Origin of the sequence: Cryobacterium sp. N19, assembly GCF_002929595.1 — a bacterium.
In the GTDB taxonomy this organism is placed as follows: Bacteria; Actinomycetota; Actinomycetes; order Actinomycetales; family Microbacteriaceae; genus Cryobacterium; species Cryobacterium flavum.
In genome coordinates, this window is the sequence record NZ_PJJR01000039.1 from 37,194 (window position 1) to 52,500 (window position 15,307).

Annotated in this window: 12 protein-coding genes, 3 tRNA genes and 1 pseudogene; 5 read left to right on the forward strand and 11 right to left on the reverse strand. The window is 62.0% G+C overall.

All coding sequences use genetic code 11. From position 1 onward, the window contains the following. Positions 1 to 3 precede the first annotated feature (3 nt). From ftsH to tilS, 3 genes are all read right to left on the reverse strand, one after another. Complete coding sequence (gene ftsH / locus CXY78_RS01705) at positions 4 to 2,013, reverse strand: ATP-dependent zinc metalloprotease FtsH (RefSeq protein WP_092341772.1); 2,010 nt, start codon at positions 2,011 to 2,013, stop codon at positions 4 to 6. Between the two features lie 83 nt (positions 2,014 to 2,096). Beyond that, positions 2,097 to 2,669 (reverse strand): hypoxanthine phosphoribosyltransferase, encoded by a 573-nt coding sequence (gene hpt, locus CXY78_RS01710; protein ID WP_092341771.1) that lies wholly within the window; start codon positions 2,667 to 2,669, stop codon positions 2,097 to 2,099. A 31-nt stretch (positions 2,670 to 2,700) separates the two neighbouring features. Then, complete coding sequence (gene tilS / locus CXY78_RS01715; RefSeq protein ID WP_092341770.1) at positions 2,701 to 3,672, reverse strand: tRNA lysidine(34) synthetase TilS; 972 nt, start codon at positions 3,670 to 3,672, stop codon at positions 2,701 to 2,703. A 44-nt stretch (positions 3,673 to 3,716) separates the two neighbouring features. On the opposite strand from tilS, the gene ppa reads away from it, so the two are divergent. Beyond that, positions 3,717 to 4,208 carry an inorganic diphosphatase gene (gene ppa / locus CXY78_RS01720; protein WP_092341769.1) on the forward strand — a complete coding sequence of 164 codons (492 nt, stop codon included), beginning with the start codon at positions 3,717 to 3,719 and terminating at the stop codon, positions 4,206 to 4,208. A gap of 185 nt (positions 4,209 to 4,393) precedes the next feature. On the opposite strand, the gene CXY78_RS01725 is transcribed toward ppa, so the two are convergent. Together CXY78_RS01725 and CXY78_RS01730 are read right to left on the reverse strand one after the other, a co-directional pair. Then, positions 4,394 to 5,776 carry an NlpC/P60 family protein gene (locus CXY78_RS01725; protein ID WP_233197197.1) on the reverse strand — a complete coding sequence of 461 codons (1,383 nt, stop codon included), beginning with the start codon at positions 5,774 to 5,776 and terminating at the stop codon, positions 4,394 to 4,396. After that, positions 5,769 to 7,004 (reverse strand): M23 family metallopeptidase, encoded by a 1,236-nt coding sequence (locus CXY78_RS01730; protein WP_158252769.1) that lies wholly within the window; start codon positions 7,002 to 7,004, stop codon positions 5,769 to 5,771. Before CXY78_RS01730 ends, CXY78_RS01725 begins: the two co-directional genes overlap by 8 nt. A gap of 371 nt (positions 7,005 to 7,375) precedes the next feature. On the opposite strand from CXY78_RS01730, the gene CXY78_RS01735 reads away from it, so the two are divergent. The 3 genes from CXY78_RS01735 to CXY78_RS01745 all read left to right on the forward strand — a co-directional run bounded on the left by CXY78_RS01735 (position 7,376) and on the right by CXY78_RS01745 (position 7,753). Beyond that, positions 7,376 to 7,448: transfer RNA gene (locus tag CXY78_RS01735), tRNA-Glu, on the forward strand. A gap of 85 nt (positions 7,449 to 7,533) precedes the next feature. Continuing rightward, positions 7,534 to 7,607: transfer RNA gene (locus CXY78_RS01740), tRNA-Asp, on the forward strand. A gap of 70 nt (positions 7,608 to 7,677) precedes the next feature. Beyond that, a tRNA-Phe gene (locus tag CXY78_RS01745) sits at positions 7,678 to 7,753 on the forward strand. 10 nt (positions 7,754 to 7,763) lie between these two features. On the opposite strand, the gene CXY78_RS21415 is transcribed toward CXY78_RS01745, so the two are convergent. From CXY78_RS21415 to CXY78_RS01765, 5 genes and pseudogenes are all read right to left on the reverse strand, one after another. Beyond that, the gene (locus tag CXY78_RS21415) at positions 7,764 to 8,459 is read right to left on the reverse strand and encodes a site-specific integrase (protein WP_233206051.1); all 696 of its coding nucleotides are present in this window, start codon (positions 8,457 to 8,459) and stop codon (positions 7,764 to 7,766) included. 138 nt (positions 8,460 to 8,597) lie between these two features. Then, positions 8,598 to 8,975, reverse strand: a pseudogene (locus CXY78_RS21420) (Arm DNA-binding domain-containing protein); the annotation flags it as partial. A 196-nt stretch (positions 8,976 to 9,171) separates the two neighbouring features. Further along, a complete protein-coding gene (locus CXY78_RS01755) occupies positions 9,172 to 10,608 on the reverse strand; it encodes a hypothetical protein (RefSeq protein ID WP_140425622.1) in 1,437 nt (478 codons plus the stop codon). A 208-nt stretch (positions 10,609 to 10,816) separates the two neighbouring features. Further along, positions 10,817 to 11,026, reverse strand: a complete 210-nt coding sequence (locus tag CXY78_RS01760; RefSeq protein ID WP_140425623.1) for a hypothetical protein — start codon at positions 11,024 to 11,026, stop codon at positions 10,817 to 10,819. Positions 11,027 to 11,201: 175 nt separating this feature from the next. Then, positions 11,202 to 12,083: a DUF2510 domain-containing protein gene (locus tag CXY78_RS01765; protein ID WP_104087759.1), complete on the reverse strand. Its 882-nt coding sequence runs from the start codon at positions 12,081 to 12,083 to the stop codon at positions 11,202 to 11,204. Positions 12,084 to 12,359: 276 nt separating this feature from the next. Here CXY78_RS01765 and CXY78_RS01770 point away from each other — a divergent pair, with 276 nt between their 5' ends. Then, positions 12,360 to 14,363 (forward strand): ATP-dependent endonuclease, encoded by a 2,004-nt coding sequence (locus CXY78_RS01770; protein ID WP_104087761.1) that lies wholly within the window; start codon positions 12,360 to 12,362, stop codon positions 14,361 to 14,363. Between the two features lie 312 nt (positions 14,364 to 14,675). On the opposite strand, the gene CXY78_RS01775 is transcribed toward CXY78_RS01770, so the two are convergent. After that, positions 14,676 to 15,307, reverse strand: a 632-nt coding sequence (locus CXY78_RS01775) for an IS30 family transposase (RefSeq protein WP_140425624.1), incomplete at its 5' end; no start/stop codon positions are given.

Here is a 15,307-nt window from a genome sequence, read left to right on the forward strand (position 1 = left end):
CGCCTAGGCGGTTGCGGGGCGGGGGTTGCGGGCCGGCGCGCGCTTTGGTTTGGCGGGAACGGCGTCGCCGCTGGAGATGCCTCCGTCAACGGCAGCGCCGTCGATGGGAGCCTTCGGGGCCGGCATGGCGATGGGCGGCACGTCGGAAACGGGACGCTTGTCGCTGGAGAGCCACTGCGGGCGCGGCGGCAGCTTCTCGACGTTGGCGAAGATCTCGGCCAGGGCGGTCTGGTCGAGAGTCTCATGTTCGAGCAGGTGCGCGGCGAGGTTGTCGAGAATGACACGGTTCTTGATCAGAACTTCGTAGGCCTCGTCGTGGGCGTCTTCGAGCAGCTGGCGCACCTCGCGGTCGACGCTCTCGGCGACGCGCTCCGAGTAGTCGCGCTGGTGGCCCATGTCGCGGCCGAGGAAGACCTCACCGGAGCCCTGGCCGAGCTTGAGCGGGCCGACGACACTGCTCATGCCGAATTCGGTGACCATCTTGCGTGCGGTCGCCGTGGCCTTCTCGATGTCATTGGAGGCGCCGCTGGTCGGGTCGTGAAAGATGATCTCTTCGGCGACGCGGCCGCCCATGGCGTAGGCCAGCTGGTCGAGCAGTTCGTTTCGGGTGACCGAGTAGCGGTCTTCGAGCGGCATCACCATCGTGTAGCCGAGGGCCCGGCCGCGCGGCAAAATGGTGATCTTGGTCACCGGGTCGGTGAAGTTCATCGCGGTGGCGACGAGGGCGTGGCCGCCCTCGTGGTACGCGGTGATGAGCTTCTCTTTGTCGCGCATGACGCGGGTGCGGCGCTGCGGTCCGGCCATGACCCGGTCGACGGCTTCGTCGAGCGCACGGTTGTCGATGAGCTGGGCGTTGGACCGGGCGGTGAGCAGCGCGGCTTCGTTGAGCACGTTGGCCAGGTCGGCTCCGGTGAAGCCGGGTGTCTTGCGGGCGAGCACTTCAAGGTCGACGCCTTCGGCCATCGGCTTTCCCTTGGAGTGCACCTCGAGGATGCGCTTGCGGCCGAGCATGTCGGGTGCGTCGACGCCGATCTGCCGGTCGAACCGGCCCGGGCGCAGCAGCGCGGGGTCGAGGATGTCGGGGCGGTTGGTGGCGGCGATGAGGATGACGTTCGCCTTCACGTCGAAGCCGTCCATCTCGACCAGCAGCTGGTTGAGGGTCTGCTCGCGTTCGTCGTGGCCGCCGCCCATGCCGGCGCCGCGGTGACGGCCGACAGCGTCGATCTCGTCGATGAAGATAATGGCGGGAGCGTTCTCTTTGGCTTGGCTGAACAGGTCGCGCACCCGGCTGGCGCCGACACCGACAAACATTTCGACGAAGTCCGAGCCGCTGATGGCGTAGAACGGCACGTTGGCCTCGCCGGCGACCGCGCGGGCGAGCAGCGTTTTACCGGTTCCGGGAGGGCCGTAGAGCAGCACGCCCTTCGGGATGCGGGCGCCGACCGCCTGGAATTTGGCCGGTTCCTTGAGAAAGTCTTTGATCTCTTCGAGTTCTTCGATGGCTTCGTCTGCGCCGGCGACGTCGGCGAAGGTGACCTGCGGGCTTTCCTTCGAGACGAGCTTGGCCTTGGACTTGCCAAACTTCATGACCTTGCTGCCACCGCCCTGCATCGAGATCATGAGCCAGAAGAAGGCACCGATCAGCAGCACGGGGAGCAGGAAGCTCAGAACCGAGAGCACCCAGTTGGGCTGGGGTACCTCGTCGGTGAAGCCGTCCTTGGGGTTTGCGGCGGTGACCGCGGTGATGATCTCTTCGCCACGCGGGGCGACGTAGTAGAACTGCACCTGGGTGCCGAGGTCACCGCTGGCCTTGGTCAGCGTGAGGTCGACGCGCTGTTCACCGTCGACGATGGTGGCTTCGGCGACGTTGCCCGACTTGAGGTAGCCGAGGCCCTCTTGCGTGCTGACCTCGCGGAATCCGCTCATGGTGATGAGGCTTGACCCCACCCAGACGGCGATGACGGCGAGCACAATGTAGAGAATCGGGCCGCGGAGTAGCTTCTTGACGTTCATGGTGACCTCAGGCTAGCGCTCGATTGCAAGGGAATGCCGTGTGTTCGCCCAAAGGAAAACTTGGGGCTTGGTGCAGGCTGTGGCTAGAGCGCGGCTGCGGCGGCGGTGGAGTAGACGTGCGGGGCGAGAATGCCGACCGAGCGCAGGTTGCGGTACTTCTCGTCGTAGTCGAGGCCGTAGCCCACCACGAACTTGTTCGGAATGTTGAAACCCACGTATTTCACGTCGATGTCGACGCGCGCGGCATCAGGCTTCCGCAGCAAAGCGCAGATCTCAATGGATGCCGGACCGCGCGTTTTCAGGTTCGCCAACAGCCACGAGAGGGTCAGGCCGGAGTCGATGATGTCCTCAACGATGAGCACGTTGCGACCGGAGAGGTCGGTATCGAGGTCCTTCAAAATGCGTACGACGCCGCTGGACTGCGTTCCGGAGCCGTAGGAACTGACCGCCATCCAGTCCATGGTCACCGGGTGATGCAGTTCGCGGGCCAGATCGGCCATGACCATGACCGCGCCCTTCAGCACGCCGACCAGCAGCAGGTCGGTGCCGGCGTAGTCGACTTCGATCTGGCGTGACATTTCGGCCAGGCGAGCCCGAATCTGCTCCTCGCTGATCAGGATCTCGGTGAGGTCGCCGTCAATGTCGCGAGGTTCCATGTGAAAGGTGCAGTCCTTTTCTTTCGATGTGTCAAAGAACGGAAAAAATCAACATTCCGTCCTGCCGTACAACTCTAATACCTGGCAGGCTGAGCGCTCCCTGTCCGTGCCAGTCGGTCACCAGCGCCGCCACGGCCAGGGTCTGCACTCGAGTCAGCCATACGCCGCACATCGCCTCGACTCCGAACCGAATCACGCGCTGCCGCACGGCGGCCGACTGCGCGTCCAGCAGGTCCGTGGCGATCTTCCCATTGGCCCAGTTTTCCCGCAGCATCGTGCGCGCCAGCTCGTCGAGGGCGTCCGAGTCTTCCCGCAGGGTCTCGGCGGTGCGGGCGAGCGCCCCGGCGACCCCGGGGCCGAGTTCGGTTTCCAGCAGCGGCAGCACCGTTTCTCGCACCCGCACCCGGGCGTAGCGCGGGTCGAAGTTCTGCGGGTCGCTCCACGGCTCGAGGCCGGCATCGGTGCAGAATTGCCAGGTTTGGGCACGACGGATGCCCAGCAACGGCCTGAGAATCGGCCCGGTTCGCGCCGCCATGCCTCGCAGGCTGGTCGATCCGGAGCCGCGGGCGAGGCCGAGGAGCACGGTTTCGGCCTGGTCGTCGAGGGTGTGGCCGAGCAGTACGCCGCTCGCGCCGGTCTTGGCCAGGGCAGTATCGAACGCCGCGTACCGTTGAACGCGTGCCGCGGCCTCCGGGCCGGTCCCGTCACGCTCGACAGTCACGCTCAGCACCAGTACAGGGTCGAGGCCCAGCCGGCTGGCGGCCTCGGCGGCCCGCGCCGCGACATCCGCTGACCCGGTTTGCAGGTTGTGATCGACGATGACCGCGCCGGCACGGATGCCCAACCGCCCGGCTTCGAAAGCGGTCGCGGCGGCGAGCGCGAGCGAATCGGCGCCGCCGCTCAGGCCGACCAGGACGAGGCCCTCCGGCGGCAGCAGCTCGCGCACGGCCCGGCGAATGTCGGCGACGGCCGGGGTCAAGCGCGGGCGGCGGGGAGATTCCATCCAGTAACGTTAGCGGCAGACTTTGATCAAGGGAGAAACCAGCCATGGCCGAATACGACGCAGTAATCGAAATCCCTCGCGGGAGCCGCAACAAGTATGAGGTGGACCACGAAACCGGTCGCGTGTACCTCGACCGCGTGCTCTACACGAGCTTCATGTACCCCACCGACTACGGCTACTTCGAGAACACGCTCGGCCTCGACGGCGACCCCGTCGACGTTCTCGTGCTGCTCGATTACCCGCTGTTCCCGGGCGTTGGCGTCTCAGTGCGCCCGGTCGGCGTGTTCAACATGACCGATGACGGCGGAAGCGACGCCAAGGTCATCGCCGTTCCGGCCGGCGACCCGCGCTGGAATCATATCCAGGATGTCCTCGACATTCCGGAGTACACCCGCAAGGAAATCGAGCACTTCTTCGAGCACTACAAGGACCTCGAGCCGAATAAGTGGGTCAAGACGGAGGGCTGGGGCGACGCCGAAGAGGCCAACCAGATCGTGGTCGACGGCATTGCGAAGCTGGCCGCAGAGGGCCACTAGCCCGGTACCGACGAAGGCCCCCTGACTGACCAGGGGGCCTTCGTTTTGTCTGTGGGCCTGCTCGCGGGGGCTAATTCAGGAAATCGGCCGGGAAGGGCCGCAGCGCGCGCACTGGTCCGCCAGCCATCGTGCGATGCCGCGAGGATCTCCTGAATTAGCCAACGGGCGGCCTATCCGGCGCGGTGTTAGGCGGCCGGGCGACCCACGTAGGGCGCCACAGCCCAAGACGACCAGATGCTGTGCACGCGCACCCGCGACGAGGGGTTTGGCGCTTCGAGAACCTGGCCGTTCCCCGCGTAAATCGCCACGTGGTAATAGTTGCCGGGGCTGCCCCAGAACACCAGGTCGCCCACCTGCACCTGGGCGAAGGAGACCAGCTTGCCTTGGCTGGCCATGGTGTTGTACTGGTTCGTGGCTGAGTGGGTTCCGATGTAGACACCAGCCGCTGCGTAGGCGGCCTTTGTCAGGCCGGAGCAGTCCCAGGCGTCTGGACCGGAGCCGCCGAAGACGTAGCGGTCGCCGAGCTGGGCGTTGGCGAACGCCAGCGCGGTGTCGACGATGCTCGCATTGGGCAGGGCGACGGGTGGGGACGGCGTTGCCGGCACGGACGGCGCAACCGACCCAGAACCCGAACCTGATCCAGAACCGGCACCTGAACCTGAACCAGAGCCGGCGGCTGCTGCGGTATCCCGCACGGCCTGCGCGGCCGCGGCATCCGCTATGGCAGCAGCGGAAGCCTGCGCCTGCGCGAACGCGCTGGCCGCAGCGGCCGCGTCTTCGCCGGCATGGAAGCTGCGTTCGGCCTCGGCCGTGGTGTCTTTGAGCAAGGCGAGTTGTTCGAACAGTTCGCTCGACTTGCGTTGCTGAGTGTTGTAAGCGGCCTCGGCTGCGGTCGAGCTCGCCGTGGCGACATCAAAGGTGGTCTTGGACTCTTCGGTGAGACGTTCGCGTTCCTCTGTCGCCGATGCGGCCTGCTCGCCGAGGGACTCGGCCGCGTTCTTGTCCTGCACGGCCTCGGTGTAGATCTGCTCCGACTGCTCACTCAGCTTGCTGGCCGTTCCGAGCTGGCTGAGCAGGTCATCCGCGCTGTTGCCGTTCAGGAACAGGTTGAGTGACAGACCGCTGGCACCAGACTTGGCGAGGTGCGCGGCGATGAGGCCGGCCCGCATCTTCGATGTTGCCGCGGTGGCTTCGGCCGTTGCAGCCTGCTCACTGAGGCTGGTTTCGCGCAGGGTAGCGGCGTCCAGGGCATCCTGCGTCACTCGGTAGGCCTCGGCCGCAATCTGCGCGGTCGTGACGGCCTTCGCGGCCTGGCTGGCCAGCCCGTTCAGCAGCTCGCCGAGAGTCGCGATCTCGGCCTGCTTGGTCGATTCGTTCTGCTTGGCCTTTTCGACGTCATTCCAGCTCGGATAGTCGGGGGCAGCGAAGGCTGCCCCGCCGGCAGCGGCAACGGATGCTGTGACCGCCGAGACCGCGCCCATCGCCACCGCCGACAGCAGCCGCTTCGACTTGGTGCGAACCCGTGCGCGTGCGGTGGTGCTCGGTGCGGTTGTAGTGCTCTTAGCCAAGTGATGCTCCCCGGTCGGCCATGAATGGAACGGGATTGATGCGGTTTCCACCAATCCACACTTCGAAGTGCAGGTGGCAGCCGTTGGCGGCGCCGGTATCCCCGGAATAGGCGATGATCTGCCCGGCGGACACTGACTGGCCGGAACGAACGTTATAGCCGCCGTTTTGAATGTGGGCGTAGCCGGTTGAGACGTTGTCGCCGTGGCTGATCTTCACGAAGTTGCCGTACGTGCCGAGAACGCCAGCCCAGGTGACGACGCCGGCGTGGGCGGCGTAGATGGGCGAACCGCAGCCGGTGCCGAGGTCGGTGGCGTAGTGGAAGCTGCCGCTGCACTGGCCCCCGTTACAGATGACCGACCGAGGGCCGAAGCCGCCGGTGATGCGACCGCTGGCCGGAACGGCCCAGCCGGTCATGCTCACGGAACCACCGGAGCCTCCGCTGTTGGCACGCGCCGCTGCGGCAGCGGCGGCCTTTGCCGCCGCTTCAGCCGCAACCCGGATGGCTTCAAGCCGGGCGCGTTCGGCAACTCCGGCTTCATACCCGGCTGTCGTAGTGGCTTGGGCGTCGCGCATGAACTGCAGCTGCTGCTCCAGTTCCACGCTCTTGGCCTCGGACTCGGCCAGCGCGTTCGCTGCTGCTTCGGCGGCAGCCTGGGCTGCGGCGAGCGCGGCCTCGGCGGCGACGCGCAGAGTCTCGCGTTCGGACTGCGCGACTTTGGCCTGGTCTCCGAGCGACTGGGCGTTGTTCGTGGCCGACTGCGCCGATTCGTAGACGTCGGAGCTGCGCTCAACGAGCTTGCTCATGTTGCCGAGTTTGGCCAACAGCAGGTCGGCGTCGGCACCGTCTCCCTGGCCCTCCAAGAACAGGTTCACGCTGAGATCGGTGCCACCGGTGCGGTAGAGCTGGGCGGCGAGCTGGCCGGCTTGCTTGGTCGCGGCATCCGCTGTGGCCTTGCTCGCGTCGGCCTGGGTCTGGATATCTTCGGCACGTCGGGTGGCGTCGTCGAATTCCTGCTGAGCCACCTCGAGTTCATTGGCACTCTTTTCGGCTGCAGCCTGCGTCTCTTGTACCTGCACCTGTAGGCCGGCAATGAGATTCTCGATAGCGGTGACCTGCGCGGCCGCCGAGGCGGTGTTCGCCTTGGCGTTTTGCAGGTCCTGCCAGGAGGGGTAATCGACGGCGCGGGCGGGCGCGACGGGGCTCACCAGGGTGATCAGTAGAGTCATGGCAGCCATGATGCTGGTCAGCGCCAGGGTGTGCCTGGGCCAGCGATTGGTTACACGCAAGCGGCGGGCGGGCGGGTCAGTCCTAAGGCCGGTCACGGTTCTGGTACGAATCATTGTTTCCCAACAGGCTTATAGCAGTCGCCACGTGCGCCGAAGCAGACTCTTCAGAGTAACAAGCTGGGCACGATTCACCCAGTCTTACCGGTGAATCTAACCCGCGAAATGCCCGCTGGCCCGCTCATTTGCTGGCGCGGTGCGAACCGGCGTCGAAAACAATTGACCAATCGAGCGGATGCTGCGCGCGCCGATTTGGCCTTCTCTTCACAAGACCGTATGCTTACTCTTCGGCAGCCATGAACTTTGTGGCTCACGGCCCCATCGTTTAGCGGCCTAGGACGGCGCCCTTTCACGGCGTTAACACGGGTTCGAATCCCGTTGGGGCTACGCAAACTGCACGTGCACGAAGCATTACTCGAAATAGAATAGTCTTACCAAGTGCCTCGCACACAGATTCACATTTTTACATCGAGGCCCTGTAGCGCAGTTGGTTAGCGCGCCGCCCTGTCACGGCGGAGGTCGCCGGTTCAAGTCCGGTCAGGGTCGCAAAGGTAATAGCCCTTTCGAAAGGAAGGGCTTTTTTCCTTAGAAGAGGCGTTTTTCAACGCAGCTTTGGGGCCCTGTAGCTCAGTTGGTAGAGCGTTCGACTGAAAATCGAAAGGTCACCGGATCGACGCCGGTCGGGGCCACCACCGCCACTCCCTAGGAAACACTGGGGAGTGGCCTTTTTTTATGCCCCCTTTCGGGCTCCGAGACGGCCTCGTCTTCGTCCAGTGAGCACATTTTGAACACATTTGAAAATGGAACACTGCCGTTGAGGGCCACCGCAACGGCGTCTAAGTCGTCGTCGAAGAGGTCTGCGTAGACGTCCAGAGTCATCGCGGCCGACGAATGTCCGAGCATCCGCTGCACCGCTTTCACGTTGGCTCCGACCGAGACCGCGAGGCTTGCAGCCGTGTGTCGGAGGTCATGCGGTGTCACCTTGGGAAACTCGGGGTCAGCCGCCTGAATCGAGGCGAGCGCAGAATTAAATCGACGGTTTCGAAAGTTTCCACTACGGAGCACTCCGCCGTCCGGAGCCATGAAGACCAGGTCGTCGGGGTGCTTGCCTTCACAGCGCGCCCGTAGCGAGTCGGAGAGGAAATCGGGAAACGGCACGGAGCGTCGCTCATGCGACTTCGGGGTTCCCCAGATTACGCGACCGCGAGGATCCGATACAGCCTCAGCCACGTCAATCCGGCGACGATCCAGATCAATTCGCGCTGTCTTGAGGCCGGCCATCTCGCCCCATCTCAGCCCGGTGTACGCCAGCAGGATGATGACGTCGGCATCGGGCCCGCAGGCTCGAGCGAGGCGAGCCACCTGGTCGTTGCTGAGATAGCCTCTGGAGCTCTTCACGATCCTCGGGAGGCGGACTCCATCGGACGGATTGGCAGGAATGCGTTTGTCCATGACGGCGTACTTGAGAACGCCCGAGAGCACAAGATGGATCTGGCGCACGGTCGATGGCGCCAGTCGCGCGGACAGGTCAGAAACCCACGCCTGTACGTCAGCGTGGCTCACCTGCCCCAAACGCGTCGCGCCCCATCGCGGTAGCACGTGTTTGTCGAGTCCGTGTCGGTACCCCGACCGCGTCGTCGGCTTTAGTTGTACCTGCGCTTCGTACCATTGCTCGGCCCACTCTGTGATAGTCACTCGAGACTTCGTCGGGTCGACCCACTCTCCGCGGTCCTTCGATATCTCGACGCCAGCGAGGAATCGTTCAGCGTCGCGTTTCGTAGCAAAGCCACGTTTCATCGTTTGCCGTCGGTCCGGCGTGCGGTATCGCACGAGGTAGCGCTTTCCACCGGCTGTTGCGTAAGACGTGATCGTGGGCAATGAAGTCCTCCATCTCGCATATTTATCGTGATGCATTCTTTGGAATCTATGATCCCGCTTCTGGCCTACTTTCTGCTGACCCCGCTCTATGTGCCTGGCCAAGTTTCGTATCGTCGCTCAGCCGTCTTCCCTGCCGCCCGGAACATGAACGTGCCGGTGGGGTCCCGCATCCGCGCCTGAGGCCGCTTGAAGGCCGCACGGGCACCCCGTCGGTTTTCTTGTCGAGCGCGACTCACGCGCCTGCTGGTGCCCACTTAATCTGTAAGAACTCCCACCGTTCGATCTTGATCCGTTCAGCACCAATTCCGACAAGGAGTTCTTGCGAGTTGGGGTGTCTAAATACAAACGGTTGGCCACCAGCAATTATCTGGCGCAGACGATCCGCGGTGACGAAGTCTTCGATTTCCCGTGCTCCGAGGGGCATGGAGTTATGAATGCTGCTTCGATATGGCATTGACGAGCCGGTCATGTAGCTTCGGTCTACCGGGTAGGCGGCGAAGATCTTCTCGGCGTTGTCCCATACCAATACACATAACGACGCAGGATTTGGAGACCCCCATTTCTTGGCGATCGCCACCACAACGTCGGCCGACTGTCTCTCGATCTGGTCAAAAGCGATAGAACGCGGAAGCGCTTCCGTGGCCTCCTTGATTTTGTTGGATACGAAATCCGGAAGGGACTGGTGCCCGGACACTGTTACCTCAGCCTTCAACCCGAGGGTTGCCAGGCGCCCTAAGACTCCTTCGCGAGGCTCCGTTGAACCGGGAGATTGATCGACGACGCCGTCGGTAATAGTCGGCCCCACTTCTGCGATCAACTGGCTAGCCACTCGGTCCTCTAATGGCAACGAATACCCGACGAGCGTGAGAGAGGACGCAGTCTCCACGATCGCCCGGGCGCTTCGCCAGAGGGTATTCGCCAGGTACGAACCGTAGTACCCGTCTTTGCTGGTTACCGGTGGAATGAGGTATCGGTCAAGTTTCGTGGCACCCGAAAAATCTGCGTCCGAAGTCAACGGGGTCAACGACCCGAGCACGTGCTTCTCGCGTACCCGAGCGAGAGTTGACCCGTTCTTATCGGCGCCGGCCCAATACCACGCCAATGAACCGTGCAATTTTAGAACCTGCATGGACTCGGCATTGTGCGGTGCACCTGTGTCTCCAAGGAACTGAGCCTGCGTTGCTGGCGGGGCCGGAAAAACTACGTGGTCGCCGAGCAGAAATTGAAGCGCGTTTAATCTTGCACCAGTCACCGTCCCACTGCAGTTCACGGCGCGCTCCAGCAGCGTGTCGTAGTTGAACGTCAAGACGACCGCTCGTTCAAAGTCCCATAACGCGACCAATTGTCGAAGCCACCGCGGAGATTCGACTTCTGACGCACGTTCGACTCGCTGATCTAACACCGCCGCGATTTCGTCAATCACGCGCTCGGCATCGGCGAACCGCCGACTATTGGCAAACCCACTTAGAAATGGCATTGGGGTAATTTGCAGAGTCAGCCAGTCCTCAAAACTTTGACCTTCGCGCATATCAAGCGTCACTTCGCCTGCAAGCCGACTCTTCAGCTCGATTCCTAGCTCGTTCGTGATGGGCATCTCGGCATTGATTGCTTTTGAAAATCCGGCTTCAAGTACGTATACAGGTCGGCCAGGCAGCGGTGATTCACTCATCCACTCAACCTATCGATCGAACGATAGCTATGTTTGACTTCCGGCGACGGGCGCGCCTTGGTCAAGAATAGGAGACGGTTGCTCGGAGATAGTCGCCGATCCTTAGGTCGGGATGGCATTTTAGGGTCGTCTCCAGCCGGGCCGGCGGCCTATCGAATGTGAGTCGCTCCCTCGCGAATCCCCGGAGTACCCCGTCTATCCGGCCCTCTTAATGTGTCGATTCTTTTCGAAACTGAAGGGTGATGACAAATGTCGGATCTATGACGTCGCCGCGGCCATTGTTCCGAATTTGCCAGGAGCTGCGCACCAACAACCCATCAGACGTACCTAATTTATCGATCGAAAGGGCCACCCTCAGCGAATCCTGATGCGTTTTGTAGGCGGTCCAGCCCTGCCAGGCACTGATCAGAGATGCCATGAGTGCAATTCCGAATGCGATGACGCTAATGAGAACTGCGGTGTCCTCAGCGCGTAGGAATGCCGACCGCATGCGATCATCGGCATGGCTCCTTGCGCTGCCGGTTGACGTCATAGAGGGCATCTCGCGTCAGCGGGCCACATGCGTGCTGGCCAAATGGGCCCCTGGAGGTCAGCTAGTGAAGGGCTGCGACCACTTCCTCGCCCCAGTTGTAGGCACCGTCTACATTGGTGTCGGAAATCGACATTGACACCGGTGTGCGACCATCTGCGATCTTGTACGCGAAGTTCCAGGCAACGGTCTCGCCGGCTGACGTCTTGAAATTGCATTGCGGGTTGCCGGGAATTCGTGGCCCCTCGAACACGTCGGCCATTTTGGAACCATTCGAATCGAACGCAAGTTTGAAGAGGGTGCTTCCGCACGTAAGGTCTTGTGCGTTGCCTGTGATTGAGATTGTGGAGCGAATCAGAACCAGCTTCGTCCCTGGGTCAGCCACTATCGGACCACCGCTTGTGGTTTCCAGCTGGTCGAGAATGTCAACCGAGTTGATGACTAGGGAGTAATTTTCGCCGACGATCGGCGATCCCATCGGCACCATGGTCGGTGTGGCCGGCGTCGGAACAACCGGTACGGGAGCGGTGGTCGGAACCGCGATATATGGGGCGGCCGAGAATGGGACCGGAGTTCTTTTGACAGTATTCTTTGCCGAATCAGGCGCGCCCGCAGGGTTCTGAGCCGTGGCTATGGCGACCGGTATGGAGATAGCGACAATCAATGCCAGCGCCACGGCAGCCCACGACCATTTTGGCAACCTCTTGACCGCTGCAATGAACGCCGCCATTTTGGGCGTGCTCGGCTCGGCGGCCTTTGGCGCCATCGTTTTGTGCCCGGTTGCTGGCGGCGGATACTCCCGCGTCTCATCAGTCCAAACGGCCCCATCCCAGCGGCGTTCATTGAGTGACCCGTCCGGGTTCGGGTACCAACCTGCGTGTGTCTCGTCCAATTCAATACCCCCATCCGCATCTCTAACTGATGCGTTTCGTTTCAGTTTAGGCATCAAGTAATTCGATTCAGGCCGAGCACGTCGATATGAGAAATTCACCTCGAAGTGGGGATCCACACATCGCCGGCTGCGTCACGCTCGTCTTCGTGGCGTCGATCTGTGATCGCTCTTGAGTGAATCGAGCTGATCTCCGGTACCGATTTAACGCACGGTGCCCGTAACGCCAACACACCGCGTCGAACGCGTGAGGACACATCAGGCCGTGCGTTCCTATCCGGTACCTTGTATTACACCAACGAGGGGGATCTATTGCGTATCAGCCGAGCACGAGTGACTAACTACCGGTCGGTCATCGACTCTGGCGATTTTGACGTCGAGCCGGAAAAGACCATCCTCGTTGGGATAAACGAGGCGGGCAAAACCGCCGTACTCAAGGCTCTTCAATCGATCAACGCACCGGAAGATACCCCCGCGCTGGATTACCTCTTTGACTACCCCCGCTCCCAACTGAACGATATTCAGAAGGGGAGGAAAAAGCTCGGCGATATTCAGGTCGCTGAAGCGACATTCACTCTCGATGACACAGACCGTGCCGCGGTTCTTGCCGCGTCAGGAATCGACCTCGATCCAAAAGCCACTGTCACCTGGCACCGATACCTCGACAACGCGCGCAAGTACAGCACCTACGGATTCCCGCCGACATCCACATTCGCTGAGGTCAAGCAAGACCTGATTAGAATGCGAGCGCACATCGCAGGGCAAGGTGCACCGGCCGACCTTCTCGCCGCTTTCGATAGCCTCGGAACAAGCATTGACCGCGAACCACTCGCAGGGGACCTGGCCGTTAGGCTTAAATCGACACTCACCGCCGCCCTGCCACTAGTCGCGGAAGACATTACAGCAGAAACGGAACGCTGGACGAAGGTCGATGCGGCCGTAGACCGGGTAGAGACACTGTCAACAGCGGTCGCGGCGCTCAGCAAGCGGATCCCCCTCTTGGTCTACTACTCGACTTATTTTACCGTGCGTCCCCGGATCGACCTCGAGTCGTTGGCCGCGCGCCAAGCCCGCGGGGACATTGACAGCGAGTACGACTTCGGCAATCTGTGCCTGCTAAATCTGCTTGGCTTCACCGCGGAAGAGCTGTCAGACATGGCCAAGGGAGTTCCGGCCACACCGCAGCATTACGAAACAAACCCCGCCGTGAAGGAATCGCATAATATCGCTGTAGTGGCTCACCAGCGGAAGCTGGACAGCCGCCAGTACCAGCTCAACGCGGCAAGTGTGACACTCACGAGTGACTTGCGAAGGGTCTGGGGCGATGACGCTTTGCAGCTGCGAATCGTCGCCGACGGTCAGTACCTGAAAGTGATGGTCGTCGACGACCTTGGCGTGGAGATCGAGCTCGATCAACGCAGCGAAGGTTTTCGGTGGCTCGTTTCGTTCTTCGTCGTCTTCCGTTCTCAAGCAGAAGACGCCCTCGAAGGGGCGATCCTCCTCCTCGACGAGCCGGGGCTGAGCCTTCACGCTCTAAAGCAGCAAGAATTCCGGAAAACGATCTCGCTTCTCGGAGAGGACAACCAGATCATCTACTCCACGCACTCACCCTTCATGGTCGGCTCAGACGAGCTCGACCTGGTTCGCATTGCGGAAATGAAAGACCGAGCCTCGGGCACGAAAATTCACTCACGTCTGCAAGTCGACGATCCGCGTTCCGTTTTCCCTCTCCAAGCCGCCCTCGGGTATGAACTCGCCCAGAACATGTTCTCGCAGAAACGGAACCTCGTCTGCGAAGGGGTGACGGACATGTTCTACCTGAACGCCATAAACGACGCCGCCGGCTCAGATGGAGGGCCGGCATTCAAGAACTCGCCCGCCATCATTCCCGCGGGCACGGCAAGCAAGGTCGCATACTTCGTGACGATCTACGCGGGTCAGAATCTCGAAGTGGCCGCGCTACTCGATTCCGACGCTGCCGGAGATCTCGCCGCTCAACAAGACGCCCTCATTGCGCTGCTGCCTAAAAAAGCGGTTCTCCGCGTCAACGACGTCCTGGCTACCCCGATCAAGGGCGCAGAGATTGAAGACTTGTTCCGGTCCACCATCGCGTCCGTTGCCGCCGGTCTGGGATGGGACAGTGCCACCACGATCGCGGCACAACCCACTCGCCCTGTTATGGAGATCCTTACAGCCGAGCATGGCAAGCACGTATCTAAGTGGAAGCTGGCCAAAGCCTTCATGGGCTGGCTCGGCGGGAACGGTTACAACGCGCTCGCGGTCGACGAACGCGCGGCTTGGACGAAACTGGTAGCGGCGGTGAACAAAGCACTCTAGCCCACGTGTCGCCAGGGTGATGGGTGTTGTCCTGCTTCGTTGGTTCGCGCGACCATCGCTGAAGTAGCTGAACTGCCGGGAAGGGGACGGTGGGACACGAGCGGAACTGATTTGCATCCTCGTCCGGGACCCTTGGCGTTCCGCTGCACATCGCAAATCTGGAAGACGTTCAACTGGGCGTCTTCGTCCCGAGAAGGATGCAAGATTTTGAAGGCGAGGCCCGTGGGACTGAGCAGTGCCGCAAAGCCCGGCGGGCGTGGTGACCATCCGCACGCGACACTGATAGACCTGTCTCGTATCCCTATGGCGGTTTCAAATGGTGGAAGCAACAGGGGTTATTTCTTTCTTCGAGGTTAGCCTGCTGAGCAGGTCGGCTGGGGTGCTCCGGTTGAGGGTTTTGCGGGGCCGTTCGTTGAGTTCGGTGGCGACTTCGAGGAGGCGTTGGGCGCTGTGCGCGTTTAAATGGGTGCCTTTGGGGAAGTACTGACGCAGCAGGCCATTGGTGTTCTCGTTCGTGCCGCGTTGCCAGGGCGAGTGCGGATCGCAGAAGAAGATGGGAACGCCCGTCGCTTTCGTGATCTCAACGTGCCGCGCCAGTTCGGTTCCCTGATCCCAGGTTAATGACCGCCGCAGCATCACGGGCATGAGATTGAGGGCGCCGACGATCACGGCGAGGAGCGCCGTGGCGCTATGGCCGTTCGGCAGGTGGACCAAGACGACGAATCGGGTCGTGCGTTCAACGAGGGTCGCGATCGCGGATCCTGACGCCGAGCCAACGATGAGATCGCCTTCCTTACGCTGTTGTGAGTGTCGGAGGCGGAGTAATGTTCCGGCAACCCTCGGGCGATGGGTATGGCTGAGGTCTCCTTGCCGCCTGGACGGCTTACTGGGAATGGCCGCCCGTCGCCCGTGTGATGACTCGACCGCTGATTGAGAATTGCGAC

What these genes read in the sequence shown, in the direction of transcription:
- tilS (WP_092341770.1), bottom strand. Translation starts at nt 3,672, where the DNA reads ATGGAATCTCCCCGCCGCCCGCGCTTGACCCCGGCCGTCGCCGACATT.
- CXY78_RS01755 (WP_140425622.1), bottom strand. Translation starts at nt 10,608, where the DNA reads ATGAGTGAATCACCGCTGCCTGGCCGACCTGTATACGTACTTGAAGCC.
- hpt (WP_092341771.1), bottom strand. Translation starts at nt 2,669, where the DNA reads ATGGAACCTCGCGACATTGACGGCGACCTCACCGAGATCCTGATCAGC.
- ppa (WP_092341769.1), top strand. Translation starts at nt 3,717, where the DNA reads ATGGCCGAATACGACGCAGTAATCGAAATCCCTCGCGGGAGCCGCAAC.
- CXY78_RS01760 (WP_140425623.1), bottom strand. Translation starts at nt 11,026, where the DNA reads ATGGCATCTCTGATCAGTGCCTGGCAGGGCTGGACCGCCTACAAAACG.
- ftsH (WP_092341772.1), bottom strand. Translation starts at nt 2,013, where the DNA reads ATGAACGTCAAGAAGCTACTCCGCGGCCCGATTCTCTACATTGTGCTC.
- CXY78_RS01765 (WP_104087759.1), bottom strand. Translation starts at nt 12,083, where the DNA reads ATGCCTAAACTGAAACGAAACGCATCAGTTAGAGATGCGGATGGGGGT.
- CXY78_RS01730 (WP_158252769.1), bottom strand. Translation starts at nt 7,004, where the DNA reads ATGACTCTACTGATCACCCTGGTGAGCCCCGTCGCGCCCGCCCGCGCC.